Origin of the sequence: Streptomyces sp. NPDC057438 (assembly GCF_042802995.1) — a bacterium.
In the GTDB taxonomy this organism is placed as follows: Bacteria; Actinomycetota; Actinomycetes; order Streptomycetales; family Streptomycetaceae; genus Streptomyces.
Map to the genome: position 1 here is coordinate 19,668 of NZ_JBHVDD010000058.1, position 19,222 is coordinate 38,889.

A 19,222-nucleotide genomic window follows, 5' to 3' on the forward strand; every position below is an offset into this window, starting at 1 on the left:
CGGCCGACTTGAACAGTCACAGTCCCCGTAGTGCCGAAAAACACGGCGCCGAAGCCGAACACGTGGACTCGGGTTGCCGACTCGAACGGCTCTCAGACGAGTTGGCCGAGCAACCCAGCCCTGACGCCGGCATCCGACCCGGAGCCGGCCTCGGCCGACTCGGCTCCTCCCGACTCTGCTCCTGTCACGACCGCATTCGCGGTAGCCCCGGCGAGCGCGGGTCTGTCGAGCACCGTGGCGGACCGCGCCGGCGGGACGGGGAGCAGCGCCAGGGCGACGACCAGCCGGTCGAGGGGCACCAGTTCGTCGGCGGCCCGGACACAGTCCGCGCAGGATCGGGTGTGCCGGGTGATGCGCTTGCGCCACAGCGCGCTCGGTACGCCGCCCCAGCCCCCCAGCACGGCGGTCAACCGTGGGCACCGGGGGCCTGCTTCCAGCGCCGCCACGAGTGACCGGCTCAGCTCCAGCTGGTTGCGCATCCGCTGGACGCGCACACCCGCGTGGGCCACGCTCGTTCCCAGCGCCGCCGCGAGCTCCGGCCTCGTGAGCCGGCCCGCGGTCTCCAGCAACCACAGCGACAGCAACGCCCGGGCGTCCGGGTCGAGCCATCGACTGGCGCGTACGGTCTTTCGGCGATGAGCGGACAGCTCGACGTGGATCAGGGCGAGGTTCTCGGTGTCGGCGTCCGGCGGGTCGGTCAACTCGTCGAGGGGGGCCGTCCGTTCGGCGTCCGCGTGCCGCCGGTGCAGATGGGTGCTGATCTGTCGTGTCGCGATCGTGGCCAGCCAGGGCCGGAAGCACTCCGGGGTGCGCAACGTGCGCAGCTCGGGGAGTGCCCGCAGCATCGTCTCCTGCACCACGTCGTCGACGTCCGCGGGCTCACCCAGAGCCCTGCGCACGATCGCGTACACCAGAGGCAGGTACATCGCGGCCAGGTCGTCGAGCGCTCGTGGATCGCCGGCCTGTGCGGCGACGACCATGCTCGTCTCGTCGGCTCGACCGGCTCGCACCATGAGCCCGTACACGCCACCTCGGGCAGGGCCGCCGCAGGCGCCGCGCACGTCGCCACCCTCGGGTTCGCTCGCACGATCGACTCGGGCGCGGCCGGCGGGTAATGCTGGGCGGGCCGTCATCGCCCCGGCCGTCCACCGTCGACGGGAGGAACGATGCCGTTGACACCGTCCGGCGCCGTGGAGGCGAGGGGCACCGTGGCTCCGGCGAGATCGTCGGCGCGGCTCCGCCGACCGGCCGGGATCCGGCCGGGGATCGCCCGGTCGCGCCGGGGGTCCGTGCGTAAGGCCTCGGTCTTGCCGGTGGCGACGCGGCCCGGCGCGACGGTGCTGACGCCGCGTCCGCCCCGCTTCTTCGCAGGGGCCGGCGCCTCGTCGACCCGGATCTCGGTCTCGTGGGCGCGGGCCCCGCGGTGGACAACCGCGTTCATCGATCCTCCATTCCCATGGTGTCGAACGTCCCTTCCGCGGTGGATCGGCATGGTCCAGGGGTGACCGCGAGCAGCCGTCGGCCGGCGTGCTCCGGCCGTATGTGCGGTCCGTCGGGTGCGTGTGCCGTTCGCTGACGGGCCGCGGTCATCACCGTCTCGTCGACGCGGATGCCCAGGCCCGGTGTGTCGCCGAGGACGAAGGCTCCGTCCTCGACGTGCAGGTCCATCGCGACGCCGATCGGCGGCCGCAGGTTCTGTAGTTCGCTGACGAGGTGGTTGGGCACCGACGTCGCGGCGTGCAACAGCGCGACAGGCGTGTTGCCGATCGGGCTGACCGGCAGGTCGTGGGCGTGCGCCAGCGCGGCGACGCGCAGGAAGTGGGTGACCCCCCAGACCGCGGCCGTCTGGACGATGTCGACGCCTCCCGCCGCGATCAGCGGGCGGAACTGCTCAAGGCCGGTGAGGTTCTCGCCACTGGCGACCGCCGTCCGTACGCCACGGCTGACAGCGGCCAGGCCGTCGGCGTCCCAGCGCCGGACCGGCTCCTCGATCCAGGTCAGGTCGAGTGTGCGTTCCAGTTCACCGACGTGGCGTACCGCCTGCTTGCGGCTCCAGGACTCGTTGGCATCCAGCATGAGCCCTGGCCGGGTCCCGTGCGCGGCCTCGGTCAGTACCTCGCGTACGAGGAGCAGCCGGTGCCGGTCACGCTCGATGTCCAGGCCGCCCTTGAGCTTCGCCGCCCTCAGCCCGCGTTCGGCGTAGGCCTGGTAGGTGGCGACGAGTTCGTCGTCGGTGAGGCCGATGTCCAGTCCGGAGGCGTAGGCGTGGACCATGCGGTCGTTGCCGCCGAGCAACCGCCACAGCGGCTCTCCCACGGCCTGTGCCTTGATGTCCCACAACGCCGTGTCGAACGCGCCGATCGTGCCGAACACCACGCCGGCATGCCCGGCTTTGAAGGTGTGCCGCAGCATGCGGTCGTAGAGGGCGGTCACGGCGCGCGGGTCCTGGCCGTCGATGGCGGCGAAGATCACCTCGGCTTCCACGTGCGGTCCCAGACCGACTCCGGTGATCCCCTCATCGGTCTCGACGATGACGACCGGCACGGGCACGACGCCGTCGCCGTGGACGCCGTTGGCGTCACCGACGGATCGGCCCCATTGCTGCGTCGTCGTCAGGGTTCTGTACCCGGTGATGCGCATGCGTCAGCCCTTCGTCGCGCCGGCCGTCACGCTGTCAGCGATCTGGCGCTGCAGGAACAGGTAGGTCACCAACACGGGCAGCCCGGCGATCAGGACACCCGCGGCGAAGGTGGGGATGTCGGCGGAGTACTGGCCGCGCAGGGAAGTGATGCCCACCATCAGGGTGCGATGGTCGGCCGACGGCATCATCAGCAGCGCGATGAGCACGTCGTTCCAGCAGAACAGCGCGTCGAGGATGCCCACCGACAGCAGTGCCGGAGCACCCATCGGCAGCATGATGCGCCGGTAGACGCCGTACAGGGTGTTTCCGTCGATCCGTGCGGCGTCGACGAGTTCGGTGGGCACCGCGCGGTAGTAGCTGGTCATCAGGAAGACGGTGAACGGCAGGAACTGCGCGACGTACGCGAGGATCAGCCCCGGATAGGTGTCGATGAGACCGCCGTCGGCCATGATCCTGGCCAGCGGCACCATGATCACCTGAAACGGGACGAACAGTGCCGCGAGGCAGACCACAGCCAGCGCGGAGGACCCACGGAACCGCACCTGGGCCAGCGCGAACCCGGCCATGGACCCGATGAGCAGGAGCAGCCCCACGGCGCAGGCCACCACGATCACGGAGTTGAGGAAGTAGCGCCCCATGCCGACGCTGTTCCACGCGGTGCTGAGGTTGTCCCACCGCAAGGTGCTCGCCAGGGAGAACCGGTCGAGGATGTACTCCCGGCGGGTCTTCATCGCGACGTTGGCGGTGAACAACAGCGGGTAGACCGTCGCCAGGGCGAGGAGCGCCATCGGCACGGCGACCAGCCATCTGCTCGGCCCCGGGCGGGACATCAGTCCTCCCTCCCCGCCCGGCGCAGCAGGCCGACCTGCAGCAGGCCCACGACCAGCATGACGAGGAAGAGAACTGTGGACGCGGCCGACGCGAGCGCCGGGCGGCTCATCTGCCCCTGTTGAATCCAGATGTAGTACTCCGGCAGGTAGGTCGAGCCTTCCGGGCCACCACTGGTCATGACGTAGAGCAGCCCGAACATCGAGGTCAGCATCCCGATCATCGTGGTGACGACGACGAACTGGATGGTGCGGGTCAGACCCGGGATGATGACGTGCCAGATCATCCGCGCGAGCGAGGCGCCGTCGACCCGGGCGGCGTCCAGAAGTGCGGGGTCCAGGGTCGCGAACCCGGCCAGGAACACCACCAGCGCCATCCCTGCCGTCGCCCAGATGTGTACGCCGACGACGGAGAAGATGGCCACGTCGGGATCGCCGAGCCAGTCGACCGGGCCGATTCCCGAGCTGCCGAGCAGGGCGTTCAGCGGACCGTCGAACGCCAGGAGCAGGTTGAAGATGGCACCGACGATCACCGGTGAGAGCACAGCCGGGAAGAAGTAGACGCTCCGGAAGAACGGATGTCCCGGCACTCGCAGGTAGATGAAGGTGGCGAGCAGTCCCGGGATCGCGACCGCGACCGGCAGCAGCAGCACCAGCCATCCGACGTTGCGCAGCGCGGTGCGGAACAGCGGGTCGTCGATGAGCTCCGCGTAGTTGTCGAACCCCACCGGGGCGCCGTTGCGTTCGCCGTCGCCGGTGAAGGAGAAGCTGACACCCAGTCCCAGTGGCCAGAGCCGGAGCGCCACGATGATCAGGACGGCGGGAGCGATCAGGACGTAGGGGGCGAGGCGTTCGGCGCGCCGGCCGTTCTTGACTCGCGGAGTTGTCGACGCAGGGCCGCGGCCGGCTGCCGTCTCGCCTGCTCGCGCCCCGTCGGTCCGCCCTGCTTGAGCGGCACGGACCGGCGAACCCATGGGTGACATGGCCTCAGCCCGCCTGGTCGGATGCTGCCAGCTGTTTCACCGCCGCGTCGACCGTGACCGATCCGCTGAGCAGCTGCTGGGACAGGCGCCCCATCAGGTCGACTGTCTTGGACGGCAGGGCCACGTGCAGCGCGGGCTTGCCACGGTCGATCTCGGAGACGATGGTGGCGACGGCTGGGCCACCGCTCGAGACGTCCACGGTGCGGTCGGCCGCGATCGCGCCCGCGTCGGCGTGGAACGACTTCAGTGCGTCGGTCGAGGTCAGTGAGCGCACCAGGTCGGCGGCGGCCTTGGGATCCTTGGTCCACTTCGCGACGGCGTAGCCGATGCCGCCGTCGTAGGGAAGGCTCGGCCTGGCGCCGGCTGTGACGACCGGCGGCTTCATGACGCCGATATCGGTGGCGTCGAGGAATTCGGCGAAGTCCTTCCAGTGCCCGATGTCCGACATCAACCCGATGACGTGGGCGGCTTTGTCGGACTGGAACACCGCGAACGCGTCGTTGAACATCGCCGTCGAGTTCGCCCCGTCGTTGTTGAGGCCTTTGTCGTCGGCCTCTTTCCAGAGCGAGAAGACCCGCTTGACCGCCGGCGCGGACCAGTCTCGCTCGCCGGCGATCCAGTCGTCGTACTCCTTGGGCGACAGGACGCCCGAGCCGAGCCCGGACAGGAAGAACTGGATACCGATGCCTTCCTTGTTGCCCTGCGCGAAGCACCTGGCACCGGTCGCCCTGGTGACGGTCCGGCAGTTGGCGACGAACTCGTTCCAGCTGGTGGCCGGATGCTCCGGGTCCAGGCCCGCCTTCCGGTAGAGCGACTTGTTGTAGTAGATCGGGTGACCTTGCAAGGTCACCGGAGCGGCGTAGGTCTTGCCGTCCTCGGTGAAGGCCTCCCACCCGGCCAGCCGCTTCTTGTCGTCACGGACGTACTCGTCCAGCGGCAGAAGGGAGTCCGCGCGGTCACGGATCTGCCCGCCGCCGTTGAAGAGCATGACGTCCGGCCCCTTGCCGGCTTGGATGGCGGCCCCGAGCAGGGTGTAGTACTGCTCGAACGGCTGCGCGACGAACTCGACCGTCACACCGGGATGCCGCTCGGCGAAGTCGGCCTTGGCCTTCTTGACGTAGGAGGACGCTGTGGCGTCGCCGGACTTCCAGTCCCAGACGACGAGCCTGCCCTTCGAACCACCTGACGTCGCATCCGGATCGGAGGCGCTTCCGCACCCGGCTAGGACGACGAGCCCGGCGACCACGATCGCCGACCACGGTGTTCGGTGCTTCATTGCTGCCCCACTCTCCTGAGGTGGCCGGCCGTCCGGCAGTTGAGGTTGAGGAGGAACGCAACTCGTATGACGTATGTAACTCGTATGACGTATGACGTCAACCGGATGCCGTATAGTGGGCCGGAATCCGTGGCACGGCGGGTCCCGGGGGGTGTCATGACGGCAGTACCGCAGTCATCCGCAGGGGCCTCCGAGGTCCCCGCCTGGAGTCGGCGCCCGGCGAACCTTGCCGCGGCGGTCACGGCTGAGCTGGTGGAGCGGATCGTCCGTGGAGTCCATCCGTCCGGTTCGCCACTGCCCCCTGAGCCCGTGCTCTGCGCGACCTTCTCGGTCAGCCGCACCGTGGTGCGCGAGGCGGTGAAGATCCTTCAGGAGAAGGGGCTGGTGCAGGTCCGCCAAGGCGCCGGCACGATGGTCACCCCGCCGACGATGTGGAACATGCTCGACGAACTGGTCCTCGGCGCGTCCATCGCCGAGGACGAGAGCCTGGCCATCCTCGATCACCTCGTCGCGACCCGCCGCGTGCTGGAGTCCGACATGGCCAACGTCGCCGCCCGCCTGGCGAGCGCGGAGGTGATCGACCGGCTCCGCGGTCTGGTGGAGCGGATGGATGAGCTCGTCGACGACCCCGCTTCGTACCACGAAGAGGACAGGGCGTTCCACGACACCGTGATGCAGGCGTCGGGCAACCGCATCGGCCGTGCCGTGGTCCGTTCGCTGGAGCGCCAGGTCATCGACTCCGCCCGTTACATGGGCCGAACCGGCCGCGCCCTGTGCGTCGCGTCCAACCAGGGCCATCGGCGCATCTACGAGCGGATCGCCGGGCACGACCCCAAGGGTGCGGCCGAGGCGATGTTCACCCACATCACCGAGGCATGGGTGGTGCGCCGCAGCGGGCCGGGCGAGCCGACCCGGCTGCGGCGTTAGGGCCCTTCCGACGGATCTCCGTGCAAGAGCCGTTGTGGTCGAGATGGCAGAGCATCGGCGTGCAGCTCGCTGGTGGGCGGAGACGCCGGCTGTGCCGGTGCTGTTGCCACTTCACCCGTCCGGGTCCGGGCGCACCCCGCTGAACAACCGGACAGGACCGGAGTCACCGGCTTGGTGTCCAGGGGCCCACGCGACGAGGGGCAGGGGCCGGCGGTGGCGTGCCGCCGCATTCCGCAGGTGTCCACGGATCCGCGGATCCACCGAGGCGCGGCGGGGGCCCGTACCCGGCCCGTACCCCACTCGGGGCCCGCTGCCGCCCCTCCGCTCCTGTCCCGAAGGAGCGGAGGGGCGTCGGTGCCGCTATCGCAGTGCCCACTGCTGGTTGGTGCCGCCGTTGCAGGACCAGAGGATGATCCTGGTGCCGTTGGCGGTGCCGCCGGCGTTGGCGTCGAGGCAGAGTCCGGACTGGACGCCGGTGATGGTGCCGTTGGGGTTGACGTTCCACTGCTGGTTGTTCTGGCCGTTGCAGTCCCAGATGATGACGGGGGTGCCGTTGGTGGTGCCGCTTCCGCTGGCGTCGAGGCATTTGTCGCCGTGGACGGTCAGTTGTTTGCCGATGGTGTGGGTCCAGGTCTGGCCGGCCGCGCCGGTGCAGTCCTGGAGCTGGGTCTGGGTGCCGTTGGTGGTGCCGGCGCCGGGGACGGTCAGACAGCGGCCGGACTGCGCGCCCACGATCTCCCGAGCCGTTGTCGGCGGCGGGGTGGTGTCCTTCGGTCCGGCGGACGCGATCACGTCCTGGGCACCGGAAGGCCAGTTGCCATTGGTGACCGTGGCATTACCGGACACCACGTTGCCGCGGTCCCCGTTGGTCACGTTCGTACTGCCGTTGGTCGACCAGTTGTTGGTGACGGTCCAGTTCCCCATGTTCTCGCCACCCCAGTAGTTGGCTGTCGCCCACGTACCGGTGCTCGAGAAGACATTGTTGTCGGCCTTGTAGTACTTCGAGCCCTCGTCGAAGTACAACCCGAAGTGTCCGTTGGTCCGCAGGCAGTGGTTCCGGCTGATCAGCGCGCTCGGGTTCCATCCGAGCGTGTAGATGCAGCCACCGTCGTTCATCTGCTGCATGACATCGTGGATGTAGTTGCCGACGAGCCGATTGTTGGACGCGGTGGTCGGCGTCGTGTAGCGCGGCTGGTAGTTGTACAGGCCGCGGCCCGCGTAGTGGTTACTGCCGCCCGCGTCGTTGGCACCCCAGCCGAACCCGATCGACATGCCGGAGTACGGCATGTTGTAGACCTCGTTCTGGGCGACGGTGCTGTTCGTGACGTACGTGGTCAGGACGGAGACGATGCCCCGGTGGTCCGCCCCGAGGTCGTGGATGCGGTTGTTGCTGATCGTGATGTCCCTGTTGACCATGCGCTGGTCGCCGGGGTGGTGGGCGTCGGCGCGCACGCCGCCCACGAGGATGCCACCGGCTGAACTCCGGGCTATCTCCGACCGGGTCACCGTGATGTTGCCGGCGCCCAGGCCGACGCCGCTGGCGTGCGCGTTGGCGTCGTTGCCGATACCGATGGCCGTCTGGCCCAGGTTGATGAACCGGGAGTCGGTGAAGGTGATGGTGTGGGCGGCGGATACCTGCACGGCGGCCGGCATCTGGCGCCAGTGCGGCCGGGCGGCCTCGAACTGCGTGCAGCCGTTGTGGCAGGAGTCGAAGCCCGGCCAACTCCAGTCGCCGGCCAGGTACGCGCCGGTCTGCTGGTCCGCGTAACCCTGGTTGCTGCTGGGGCCCAGCCAGCTCGTCCCGGTGAAGGTGATCCCGCTGAACGTGAGGTGGTGCGCCGGCTCGCCGTACGTGCCTCCGACGTTCACCAGCGACTGCAGCGTCGGCAGTTCCACGCCGGCCGAGCTCATGTTCTGCCCGGGCCGGGGGATGTAGTACAGGGCTCCGGCCCTGGGGTTGAGGTACCACTCACCGGGCGAGTCGAGGAACTCGTACGCGTTGGTCAGGTAGAACGGGCCGGCCCGGTGTGGCCGCATGAGGGTGTCGTAGCCGAAGTTGTTGTTGTTCCACGCCGGCTGCTGCATCGTGATGAAGTTCGCGTTGATGCTCTGCACCGGCGAGTACCGGTCGGTGAAGGAGTTGATGCTCTCCACCTCGATCCGGCTCTGGTCGGCCAGGTTGTTCAGATAGCTCAGTGCTCCGCCCGAGAACCTCATTCCGGTGCTGGAGGCGGTGAAATCGGCTCTGTTCACCTGCGTGCGTGCCCGGGTGGCGACGGCGCCGTCGACATAGAGCTGCCGGGCATCGAGACCGGCGGGCACGTCGGCCTTATAGATGTTCTTGGCTGTGTCGGCCACCGACCAGCCGGTGACCGCCCGGGCACCGGTGATCACCGGACGCGCCGACGGGGCGGCTCGCCACACGACCGTGTGGCCGCCTGAACCGGAGTCCTCCGCTGTCAGCCGCAAGGGTTGGGCCAGTCGGTACACACCGTCCGCCAACTGCACCACGATGTCGTCCGACATGCCGTCGTTGAGCGATCGCACCGCCGCCTGCGCGGCTGTCAACGAGCAGGGCTGCGCGCTGGAACAGTCCGTGCCGGTGCCGGACGGCGAGACGTACACGGTGTGCGCGGCTGCGGATGCGGGCGCGGGGAACGCCATCACGGCGGTCGCGGCTGAACCGAGTGCGGCGGCTACGGCGAGAAGCCGCCTTCGTATCGTGCGGGCTTTGAACACGTTTTCTCCTTGTGGCGGTTCCCGATGCAGAGGACGTAGGACGTCTTTCGGATACCGGTGCCACCCCCATCACCCGGTCGAGGGGGCGTTCTCCAGTCCGTGCAGGACGGTTCGGAGGTAGGACAGCCCGTCACGGGCGAGGGTGTCCTGCGTCGGGGCGAGCGGCCGCCAGATCGAGGCCGCGGTGGCGATGGCCTCGTTCTGCGCGGTGAACGACTCGATGCACAGCGCGCCGCCGTAGCCGGTCGTGGCCAGGTCGGCGAGGAAGCGCGGCCAGTCGAAGTGGTCGGTGCCCGGGGCGCCGCGGTCGGTGCCGCTGACCTGGACGTGCTTGATGTGCGGACCGGCCGTGCCGAGCGCCTCGTAGGGGTCGGCCTCCTCGATGTTCATGTGATAGGTGTCGAGCATGAGACCGACGTTCGCGGGCAGGCCGTCGATCAGCTCCACCGCCTGCTCGACCGTGTTGACGACGCTCGTCTCATAGCGGTTGAGGGCCTCCACGCCGATGCTCACGCCCCGGTCCCCCGCGTAGTCGGCCACCGGCTCCAGGGCGCGGCGGACGTCCGCGTAGCAGGCCGCGCGCTCCACCGGTGACATCCGCCAGGTCCGCCCCACCGCTGCGTAGACCGGGCCGCCGACACAGGGCGCGCCGACGGCCACCGCACGGTCCACACACGTGCGCAGGTACGCCGCGGTGGAGGCGACGACCTCCGGTGGGGCGTTCACGAGGTCACGTCCGGGCGAGGTGACGGCACAGACGCCGACCGCGCGCAGGCCGTACGCCGCCAACAGGTCCCGGGTGCGTGCCGGGTCCCAGTCGCCGGGTCGCTCGATCGGCAGCTCGACCGCGTCGAAACCGAACGCGGCGATCCGCGGCACCAGTTCGGCCAGGGCCTCGTCGTCGACCGGCGAGGCCCAGACCCACGGGTTGACACCGATGGTGTACACCGGACTACTTCCAGCGCTTCGGGTAGCCGGGCAGGTCGGTGCAGCCGCACATCGCGTAGTGCAGCGGCGGCATGGTGGGGTCGACGTACTCGTCCAGGTCGTCCTGGGTGATGGTCGGCTGTGGCAGCTTCCACGGGTTCGGTACCTGCTCGCCGTCCAGGATCTTCAGCGCGGCGATGACGGGGGTGCGCCACTGGTAGGTCGGGTAGGTCGGGGCGATCGCCGTGAGCTTCTTGTCCTTCCACAGCTTGAGGAAGTCGAGTTGGTCCTCACCGTTGATCGGCGGCACGGGCTTTCCCGCGTCCTCGAACGCCTCGACCGCCGCGCCCGCGACCGCCCCGGCGTCCATCCAGACGCCGTCGATCGTGCCGTACCGCTGGATGTAGTCGTTGACGATCTTCTTCGTCCTGGCCGGGTCGCCGTCGGTGAACTCGACACCGACGACGTCGACGCCCGCCTCGTCGAAGGCGACCTTCGCCGCGGCCCACCGGGTCTCCAGCACGTCGACGCCGGGCAGGATGCGCAGCGCGAGCACCTTGCCGCCCCGCTTCATCTTCCGGGTGACGAACTCCGCCGCGACATGGCCGAATCCGTAGCCGCCGATCGGGTTGATGAACGTCACCGGGCAGGTCGTGTCGACGCCCCGGTCGAAGACGATGACCGGCAGGCCGTTCTGGCAGGCGGCCTCCACGGCCGGGGTGAGCGTCGCGGTGGTGTTCGGCGAGACGATGAGCGCGTCGCAGCCCTTGCCGAGCAGGTCGTTGATGTCGGCGATCTGCTTCTGGTCCTTGCCTTCGGCGTCGACGTGGACGAACTCGGAGATGCGGTCGCGGTGCGTGTCGACCTCGGCCTGCATGGTCGTGAAACCGACCTGGCGCCATGGGTTGTTCAGCCCGGCGTTGGAGAAGCAGATCTTGTGCGGTCCGGGCTTCTTGAACTTCGCGGTCTCCACCATCGCCGGGTCGAGCGCCTGCTCCCAGGGCTTGCCGGCGGGCCCGGTGGGCGCGGTGTCCAGGAGGGCGAGCTGCTGGTCGTAGTCGGCCCGCACGAAGAACTTCGACTGCTCCCCGGTGCCCGACCCGGTGCCTGCGGAGGGTGAACTCGAAGCGCCGGTGGTGGGCTCGTCGGTGGCGCAGCCGGCCAGCACCAGTAAGGCGCTCGCGACCAGCACCGTCATGGAATGCCTCACTGGATCCCCTTCATCTGGACGGGACACGGAAGGACGCCGCCGCCACGGCGAACAGGATGATCGCGCCTTGGACGGCCGGTTCGAGGGCGCCGGAGACGCCGTAGAAGTTCATGAGCGTGAAGAGCGTCTCAAGGGTCAACGCGCCCAGCATCGCGCCGACGACCGAACCCCGGCCCCCGCCCAGAGCGACACCGCCGAGGACCGCCGCGGTGATCGCGCCGAACTCCAGGCCGGCACCGGCCTGGAACGACACTCCGCTGTACCCGCCGAGAAGGATCGCCGCGAGCGTGGCGGCGAGTCCGCTGAGGACGAAGGCCATGGTCCTGGCGCGCCCCACGCGCACGCCGCTGAGCTCGGCGGTCCGCGGGTTGCCGCCGACGGCGACCAGGGTGCGGCCGAAGTCCGAACGCGTCAGCACCAGCGCCAGAGCGGCCGCCACCAGCAGGACGAGAAGGGCGTACGGTACCCGGCCCAGCACGGGCACGTTCTCGAAGCCCGACCGGCCGAGCCGACGGAACTCCTCGGAGAGGCCGCCCTTCGGGGCACCGTCGGACCACAGGTACACGGCACCGACGAGGATGAGGAACATCCCGAGGGTCGTGATGAACGACGGCACGCGCAGCCATGTGGTGACGAGGCCGTTGACGAGGCCGACGGCGACGCCGAACGCGAGCAGGAGCACGACGACGGGCCAGCCGGCCGACGGATCGCCGTCGATGAGCCGGGCGGCGACGACCACCTGCGCGGTGACCAGAGAGCCGACGGACAGGTCCAGCTCGCCGGAGACGATCACGAAGTACTGGCCGGCGGCGAGCAGGACGATCGGCGCGGAGCGGCCGAGGAACGACATCAGCGACGGCGGCGAGAAGAAGTCCGGTTGGCGGGCGCTCAGCAGAACCAGCAGGACCGCCAGGATCACGATGATCGGTGCGAGACCGCCGGAGCGGAACCCGGGCCGCAGTGGGCGCGCGATCCGCATGCTAGGACGCCTTCCGCATCGCCCGGCGGGCGTAGACGGCGACCGCCGCAATGATGATCACACCACGGATCACCTGTTTGAAGAACACGTCGACGTCGAGCTGGTTGAAGACGGCGTCGATGCTCGCGAGCAGCAGCACGCCGCCGACGGTGCCGACGACGCCGCCGCGCCCACCGGCCAGGGCGGTGCCGCCGAGCACCACCGCCGCGATCGATTCCAGGTCGTACAGTCCCTCGGTGCCCACCCTGGGTGCGCCGGCGCCGAGCCGACTGGCGAGGTAGACCCCGGCGAGGCCCGCGCAGAGGGCGCACAGCACATGGGCGGTGACGAGGACCCGGCTGCCCCGCACGCCGGAGAGCCGGGCGACCTCCGGGTCACCTCCCACGGCGATCAGGTGGTGGCCGAAGCGGGTGCGCGCGAGCACGAACCAGGCCGCCGCGGCGACGGCGAGCAGCAGCAGGAACGCCAGCGGAACCGGGCCGACGCGCTGGTACCCCAGGCCCTGCACCAGGGCGGGTGCGGTCTTGCCGGCCGGCCCGTCGTATCCGTTGTCGAGGTATCCCTTCAGCAGCAGTCCGACACCGACGGTCGCGATGAAGGGGTTGATCCGCGCCATGGTGACGAGCAGGCCGTTGACGAGGCCGATCGCGGCGCTGACGGCGAGTGTCAGGCCGATCGCCGGCAGCAGCGCACCGTCGTCACCGGCCATGGCCTCGGCGGCGACGAGGGTGCTCAGACTGACCACGTACGCCACGGACAGGTCCAGCGAGCCCCCGACGACGACCAGCGTCTGGCCGACCGCGACGAGGCCCAGACCGGCGGCGACGTGCAGCAGGCTCACCGTCGTCGGCAGGCTGAACAGCCGGCCGCCGTCGACCGTGACGACGAGCCAACCGATCGCCAGGGTGAGGGACAGGGCGACGAACACACCGGGCGGGGTCCGCCGGGCCGGCGGGGACAGCGCGCCGCTCATCCGGCCGCCTCCCGCGCGGTGCCGACCGCCAGGGCGACGACATCCTCCTCCGTCGCGCCGGCGGGCAGCTCGCCGGCGATCCGGCCGTCGTGCATGACGATGATCCGGTCGCTCATGCCGAGCAGTTCGGGCAGCTCGGAGGAGACCATCAGCACGGCGGCGCCGTCGCGGGCCAGCCGGCGGACGAGACCGTGGATCGCCGACCTTGCGCCGACGTCGATGCCCCGGGTCGGCTCGTCGAAGATCAGGATCCTCGGGGCGAGCGCGAGCCACCTGGCCAGCACGACCTTCTGCTGGTTGCCACCGGACAGGAAACGGATCTCCTGGTCCTCCCCCGCGGCGCGCAGCTCAACGGCCGCGAGAAGCTCCCGGACCCGCGCGGTCCGGGCACCGCGGCCGACCCGGCCAGGGCGGACGGCACGGACGGCGCGGACGGCGCGGACGGCCAACAGTGCGTTGTCGAGCACCGACTGCTCGGCGACGATCCCCTCGCCCTTGCGGTCCTCGGAGACGTAGGCGATACCGGCCCGCATGGCGGCGCGGGGCGAGCGCAGCCGGAGGGGGGCTCCGTCGACGGCCACCTGTCCGGTGCTGAACGGTGCGGCACCGAACAGTGCGCGGGCGAGCGCCGACCGGCCGGAGCCCTGCAGGCCGCCGACGCCGAGCACCTCGCCGGCGCGCAGCCGCAGGTCGATGCCGCGCAGCTTCCGGTTGCCTCCGCCCCGGACGGTCAGTCGCACCGGGCCCTGCTCCTGCGGCTTCGCCCGGTCGGGGTAGTGGCTCGACAGCTCACGGCCGACCATGTGGCGCACCAGCCGATCGGCGCTGGTGTCCGTGGTGTCCAAGGTGGCCACCGCCCGGCCGTCCTTGAGCACGGTGATCCGGCTGGACAGGTCGAAGACCTCCTTGAGGCGGTGCGAGACGTACAGCACGCCTATCCCGTGCTCCTGCAGCCGCCGTACGAGCGCGTAGAGCTGGTCGACCTCGTGGTCGGCGAGAGCCGCGGTGGGCTCGTCCATGATGAGCAGCCGCGCGTCGAGGGCGAGCGCCTTGACGATCTCGACCACCTGTTGGTGCGCCACGCCGAGTCGTCCCACGCGTGTGTCGGGCGCTAACGAGCCTTCCCCGATGGAGGCGAGGAGCCCCGCGGTGCGGCTGAGCATCGCTCTGCGGTCGACGAGCCCACGGCGCAGGGGCTCGCGGCCCAGCCAGACGTTCTCCGCGACGGTGCGCTCGGGCAGCAGCGTCAACTCCTGGTGGACGATGCCGATACCGGCCTGTTGGGCCTCACGCGGGCTGCGGAACGTCCGCGGCGCGCCGGCGAACTCGACTGTTCCCTCGTCGGGCTGGTGGACGCCGGACACCACCTTCATGAGCGTGGACTTGCCGGCACCGTTCTCGCCGACGACCGCGTGCACCTCGCCCGGCCGTACCTGGAGGTCGACGCCGTCGAGCACCCGCACGCCGAGGAACGACTTGCCGATGCCTCGCAGAGCGAGCAGCGGCGACGGCAGCAGGCCAGACATCGTGGGACCCTCAACATTCGCGTCGTCAGCAGGAACGAGTCACCGATAGCTGAATCGTCCGGGTAAGGCCGGGCATGGAATGACAGCTCTCGCCCGCGAGCTATCGTCGAATTGCCTCGAACTTACGCGGGGCGCAACGGCGACATCGCGCCCCGAGGGTAAATGCCTCGACGAGCGCCTGGCAATACCATAGGCGCCGGCCATTCCATGCGAACCGGCGATCGATCGACAGTAATTGATACGCCAAAATCTGTTATCGAATCGCCCCGTACACAGTCGCGCGCCGAACCACACCGACTGATGCGTAAAAACGTTATGGGATCGACCCGACGACAGTCGCGCACCGGACCATGAGGACGACAGAACCACGAAGAATGATGCGAGAAATGTGTTATGGAATCAGCCGCACCCCATCCATATTGACTGTTGCGAAACCCCGCTGCATGCTGACCGGCAGACCACGGGAGACGGTCGCATCCGGTGTGACGCCCCCCTCTCTTCCGTAGGGACTTGACTGCCCGTCACGGCGGACGGGACGACGAGCTGACGGCACACGCACGCCTCCGACGCGCGCAGGCATTCCGGCGCATCGGAGGTGCGGCCGGCGCGTGCCCGTGGTCATGCCATCGTTGCTCCGCCGAATAGGAGACGGCATGCGTCGCATCACATTCATCTTCGGGGCGATCGCGAGCGTGCTCCTGTCGCTCGTCGTCGCCCAACCGGCGTCAGCGGCGCCGGCCTTCCGGGCCTTGGTCTTCACGAAGACGGTCGGCTACCGGCACGATTCGATCCCGGCCGGCCTGGCGATGTTCCGGGAGCAGGCGGCGGCCAACAACTTCGAGTTGGTCCACAGCGAGGACTCAAGCGTCTTCACCCCGGCGAATCTCGCCACTTTCGACGTACTCATCATGTTCCAGACCTCGGGAATGGTGTGGACCACGGCGTCCCAACGTCAGGCGGTGGAGGGCTACCTGGCCGGCGGCAAGGGCATCGTCGCGATCCACAACGCCACGGACATGGGCATCGAGAACGAGTACCCGTGGTGGGACCAGACCATCAACGGTGGCGCGCACATGCCGGAGCACTCCCCCGGCGTGCTGGGCGGCACCGCGATCGTCGCGGACAAGAAACACCCGTCGACGGCCGGCCTGCCGGACCGTTGGAACCGCAGCGAGGAGTGGTACAACTTCGACCGCAACCCCCGCGGCGACGTCCATGTCCTGGTCACCGCGGACGAGCGCACGTACAACCCCGGCCCTCGCGCCATGGGGCCGGACCACCCCATCTCCTGGTGCCGCAACACCGGCGGCGGCCGCGTGTGGGCCACCGGCATGGGGCACACCAGCGCGGCGTACAGCGAGACCCATTTCCGCAACCACGTCCTCGGGGGCGTCAAGTGGGCGGCGGGCAAGGAGCCCGGCGACTGCGGCGGCACCGTGTGGAGCAACTTCGAGAAACGCACCCTCGACGACAACACCGCGGACCCGATGGCCCTCGCGGTCGCCCCGGACGGGCGGGTCCTCTACGTCCAGCGGGGCGGGCAGCTGAAGATCTTCAAACCGACCACCAACCGGACCGTGACAGCCGCCACGCTCAGCGTGTACACCGGCGGCGAGGACGGCCTCACCGGACTGGCGCTCGACCCCGACTTCGACGACAACGGCCACGTGTACCTGTATCACTCCCCGGCCGGAGTCCCGAACGACATCAACCGGGTCTCCCGGTTCACGCTCACCGGCGACACCCTGAACATGTCGAGCCAGGTGACGATCATCGACATCCCCGCGACCCGTGACCGCACGTTCGCCGAGCCCGGACACACGGGCGGGTACATCGAGTTCGGCCCCGACAAGAACCTCTACATCGGCACCGGGGACGACGTCCCCCCGAACCTCGACCCCAACTGGCAGGGCTACGCCCCGCTGGACTGGCGGCAGGGCAAGGCCAATCTCGACGCCGCCCGCACCGCCGGCAACACCAACGACCTGCGGGGCAAGCTGTTGCGCATCCGGCCGTCGGCCGACGGCGGCTACACCGTCCCGGCCGGCAACCTCTACCCGCAGGGCACGGCGCAGACCCGGCCGGAGATCTACGCGATGGGCTTCCGCAACCCGTTCCGCTTCTCGATCGACCCGGACAACGGGTGGGTCTACCTCGCCGACTACGGCCCGGACCGGAACCCGCCCACGACCAACCGCGGCCCCGAAGGGCTCGTCGAGCTCAATGTCATCAAGACGCCGGGCAACTACGGCTGGCCGTTCTGCCACGGCGACAACCAGGCCTACGCGCCGTACAACCCGAGCACCGGCGTCGTCGGCGCCAAGTTCAACTGCAACGCGCCGGTCAACAACTCGCCGAACAACACCGGCCTGACCAGCCTCAAGCCGATCGTCGCGCCGAACATGTGGTACGGCTACGGCGTCTCACCGAACTTCCCCGAACTCGGCTCCGGTGGCTCGGGGCCGATGGGCGGACCGGTCTACCGCTACGACGCGGCGAATCCGTCCGAGACGAAGTTCCCGCCCTACTACGACGGGGTCCACTTCTTCTACGAGTGGTCGCGCCACACCGTCAAGGAGGTCCACTTCGACTCCGCGACCGCGGTCACCCGGACCAACCCCTTCATGCCCGGCGCCAAGTTCCTCAAGCCGATGGACATGGAGTTCGGGCCCGACGGCTCGCTGTACCTGCTCGAATGGGGCAACAACTTCTCCGGTGGCAACAACGACTCGGGTCTCTACCGCATCGACTACAACCACGGCGGGCGGTCGCCGATCGCCAAAGCCACCGGAACGCCCACCAACGGGGACGCGCCCCTGAACGTGCAGTTCAGCAGTGCGGGGTCCGCGGACCCGGATCCCGGCAGCACGCTCAGCCACCACTGGACGTTCGGCGACGGCACCACGTCCACGGCGGCGAACCCGTCCCACACCTACACCGCCAACGGCAACTACACCGCTCAGCTCAAGGTCACCGACAACACCGGCAGGACGGCCTTCGCCAACGTGCCGATCACCGTGGGCAACACCGCACCGACCGTCACCCTCACCATTCCGTCCAACGGCGGCATGCTGGACTTCGGCGACCGCGTCCCGTACAAGGTGTCCGTCTCGGACCCCGGCGGCGCGCCCGTCGACTGCGCCAAGGTGTTCGTCAACCCCGCCCTCGGCCACGACGACCACCAGCACGAGACCACGGACCATCCGGGGTGCTCGGGCACCATCGACACGACGCTGCTGGGCGGGCACCCCGACGGCGCCAACCTGTACTACGTCCTCAACGCCCGCTACACGGACAACGGCGGCCCCGGCGGGGCGAACCCCCTCACCGGCTACGCCCAGGCGATCCTCCAGCCCAAGCACAAGCAGGCCGAGTTCCACACGGACCAGTCGGGTGTGCAGATCGTCGAGCAGGCCGGCGCGGAGAGCGGCAAGCGGGTCGGCAACATCTCCGACGGCGACTGGATCGCGTTCAAGCCCATGAGCCTGTCGGGCGTCACGAACGTGCGCTACCGTCTGTCGTCGCCGAGCGGCGGAGGATCGATCGAACTGCGCGCCGACTCCCCGACCGGCACGCTCCTGGCCACGACACCGGTGCCCAGCACCGGCGGCTGGAACACCTACCAGTCCACGTCGGCGGTGAACACAGCCGATCTCTCCGGCTCGCACCCGCTCTACCTGGTGTTCAAGGGCACCTCGAACAACTGGTTCGACCTCGACTCGCTCACCTTCGGCGGCAACGGGGTCGGCGAACCGGGCAGCGGCGGCGGTGGCGGCGTCGCCGGTCGGACCTGGACGGTCGCGGCGCAGCACAGCGGCAAGTTCATGGACGTCAACGGCGCCTCGACCGCTGACGGCGCCCAGGTCGTCCAGTGGCCGGCCACCGGCGCCGGCAACCAGAAGTGGCAGGCCGTCGACGCCGGTGGCGGCGCCGTCTATCTGAAGGCGGCGCACAGCGACAAGTGCCTCGCCGTCACGGGCGGGTCCACCGCCCAGGGCGCGTTCCTGCAGCAGTCCACCTGCGACAACGGCAACCCGCAGAAGTTCCTCGTCACCCCGTCGACCACGGCGGGCGTGTACACGATGAAGAGCCTCCCCAGTGGGCTGTGCATCGACGTCAACGGCGGCTCGACGGCCGACGGCGCACGACTCCTGCAATGGAGCTGCCACGGCGGCACCAACCAGCAGTGGCGGTTCACCGCCGTATAGCCCCTC

The 19,222-nt window shown here is 69.4% G+C and carries 14 protein-coding genes; 2 read left to right on the forward strand and 12 right to left on the reverse strand.

Going from position 1 to position 19,222, the window contains the following annotated elements; genetic code table 11:
- Positions 1–92: 92 nt before the first annotated feature.
- The 6 genes from ACFU5F_RS27185 to ACFU5F_RS27210 all read right to left on the reverse strand — a co-directional run bounded on the left by ACFU5F_RS27185 (position 93) and on the right by ACFU5F_RS27210 (position 5,727).
- Positions 93–1,013, reverse strand: coding sequence for an RNA polymerase sigma factor (locus ACFU5F_RS27185; RefSeq protein WP_383892371.1), 921 nt, complete (start codon positions 1,011–1,013; stop codon positions 93–95).
- Between the two features lie 116 nt (positions 1,014–1,129).
- Complete coding sequence (locus tag ACFU5F_RS27190; protein ID WP_383892374.1) at positions 1,130–1,441, reverse strand: SDR family oxidoreductase; 312 nt, start codon at positions 1,439–1,441, stop codon at positions 1,130–1,132.
- Entirely contained in the window at positions 1,438–2,640 is a 1,203-nt protein-coding gene (locus ACFU5F_RS27195; RefSeq protein ID WP_383892377.1) for a mandelate racemase/muconate lactonizing enzyme family protein, read from the reverse strand. The genes ACFU5F_RS27190 and ACFU5F_RS27195 overlap by 4 nt, the downstream gene beginning before the upstream one ends.
- Before the next feature lie 3 nt (positions 2,641–2,643).
- The gene (locus tag ACFU5F_RS27200; RefSeq protein ID WP_383892381.1) at positions 2,644–3,471 is read right to left on the reverse strand and encodes a carbohydrate ABC transporter permease; all 828 of its coding nucleotides are present in this window, start codon (positions 3,469–3,471) and stop codon (positions 2,644–2,646) included.
- Positions 3,471–4,442 carry a carbohydrate ABC transporter permease gene (locus ACFU5F_RS27205; RefSeq protein ID WP_383892384.1) on the reverse strand — a complete coding sequence of 324 codons (972 nt, stop codon included), beginning with the start codon at positions 4,440–4,442 and terminating at the stop codon, positions 3,471–3,473. The genes ACFU5F_RS27200 and ACFU5F_RS27205 overlap by 1 nt, the downstream gene beginning before the upstream one ends.
- A gap of 13 nt (positions 4,443–4,455) precedes the next feature.
- Positions 4,456–5,727: an ABC transporter substrate-binding protein gene (locus ACFU5F_RS27210; RefSeq protein WP_383892387.1), complete on the reverse strand. Its 1,272-nt coding sequence runs from the start codon at positions 5,725–5,727 to the stop codon at positions 4,456–4,458.
- A gap of 156 nt (positions 5,728–5,883) precedes the next feature.
- On the opposite strand from ACFU5F_RS27210, the gene ACFU5F_RS27215 reads away from it, so the two are divergent.
- Positions 5,884–6,654, forward strand: a complete 771-nt coding sequence (locus ACFU5F_RS27215) for a FadR/GntR family transcriptional regulator (protein WP_383892391.1) — start codon at positions 5,884–5,886, stop codon at positions 6,652–6,654.
- Positions 6,655–7,014: 360 nt separating this feature from the next.
- On the opposite strand, the gene ACFU5F_RS27220 is transcribed toward ACFU5F_RS27215, so the two are convergent.
- From ACFU5F_RS27220 to ACFU5F_RS27245, 6 genes are all read right to left on the reverse strand, one after another.
- Positions 7,015–9,318 carry an RICIN domain-containing protein gene (locus tag ACFU5F_RS27220; RefSeq protein ID WP_383892445.1) on the reverse strand — a complete coding sequence of 768 codons (2,304 nt, stop codon included), beginning with the start codon at positions 9,316–9,318 and terminating at the stop codon, positions 7,015–7,017.
- A gap of 144 nt (positions 9,319–9,462) precedes the next feature.
- Positions 9,463–10,341 (reverse strand): sugar phosphate isomerase/epimerase family protein, encoded by an 879-nt coding sequence (locus ACFU5F_RS27225; RefSeq protein ID WP_383892394.1) that lies wholly within the window; start codon positions 10,339–10,341, stop codon positions 9,463–9,465.
- Positions 10,342–10,345: 4 nt separating this feature from the next.
- On the reverse strand, positions 10,346–11,518 hold the full coding sequence (locus ACFU5F_RS27230; protein WP_383892397.1) for an ABC transporter substrate-binding protein: 1,173 nt from the start codon (positions 11,516–11,518) through the stop codon (positions 10,346–10,348).
- A 22-nt stretch (positions 11,519–11,540) separates the two neighbouring features.
- Entirely contained in the window at positions 11,541–12,509 is a 969-nt protein-coding gene (locus ACFU5F_RS27235; RefSeq protein ID WP_383892401.1) for an ABC transporter permease, read from the reverse strand.
- Position 12,510: 1 nt separating this feature from the next.
- Positions 12,511–13,482: an ABC transporter permease gene (locus tag ACFU5F_RS27240; protein WP_383892405.1), complete on the reverse strand. Its 972-nt coding sequence runs from the start codon at positions 13,480–13,482 to the stop codon at positions 12,511–12,513.
- Entirely contained in the window at positions 13,479–15,008 is a 1,530-nt protein-coding gene (locus ACFU5F_RS27245; protein WP_383892408.1) for a sugar ABC transporter ATP-binding protein, read from the reverse strand. Before ACFU5F_RS27245 ends, ACFU5F_RS27240 begins: the two co-directional genes overlap by 4 nt.
- Positions 15,009–15,661: 653 nt before the next feature.
- Between ACFU5F_RS27245 and ACFU5F_RS27250 the strand changes: the two genes are divergently transcribed.
- Complete coding sequence (locus ACFU5F_RS27250) at positions 15,662–19,216, forward strand: ThuA domain-containing protein (RefSeq protein ID WP_383892411.1); 3,555 nt, start codon at positions 15,662–15,664, stop codon at positions 19,214–19,216.
- Positions 19,217–19,222 lie beyond the last annotated feature (6 nt).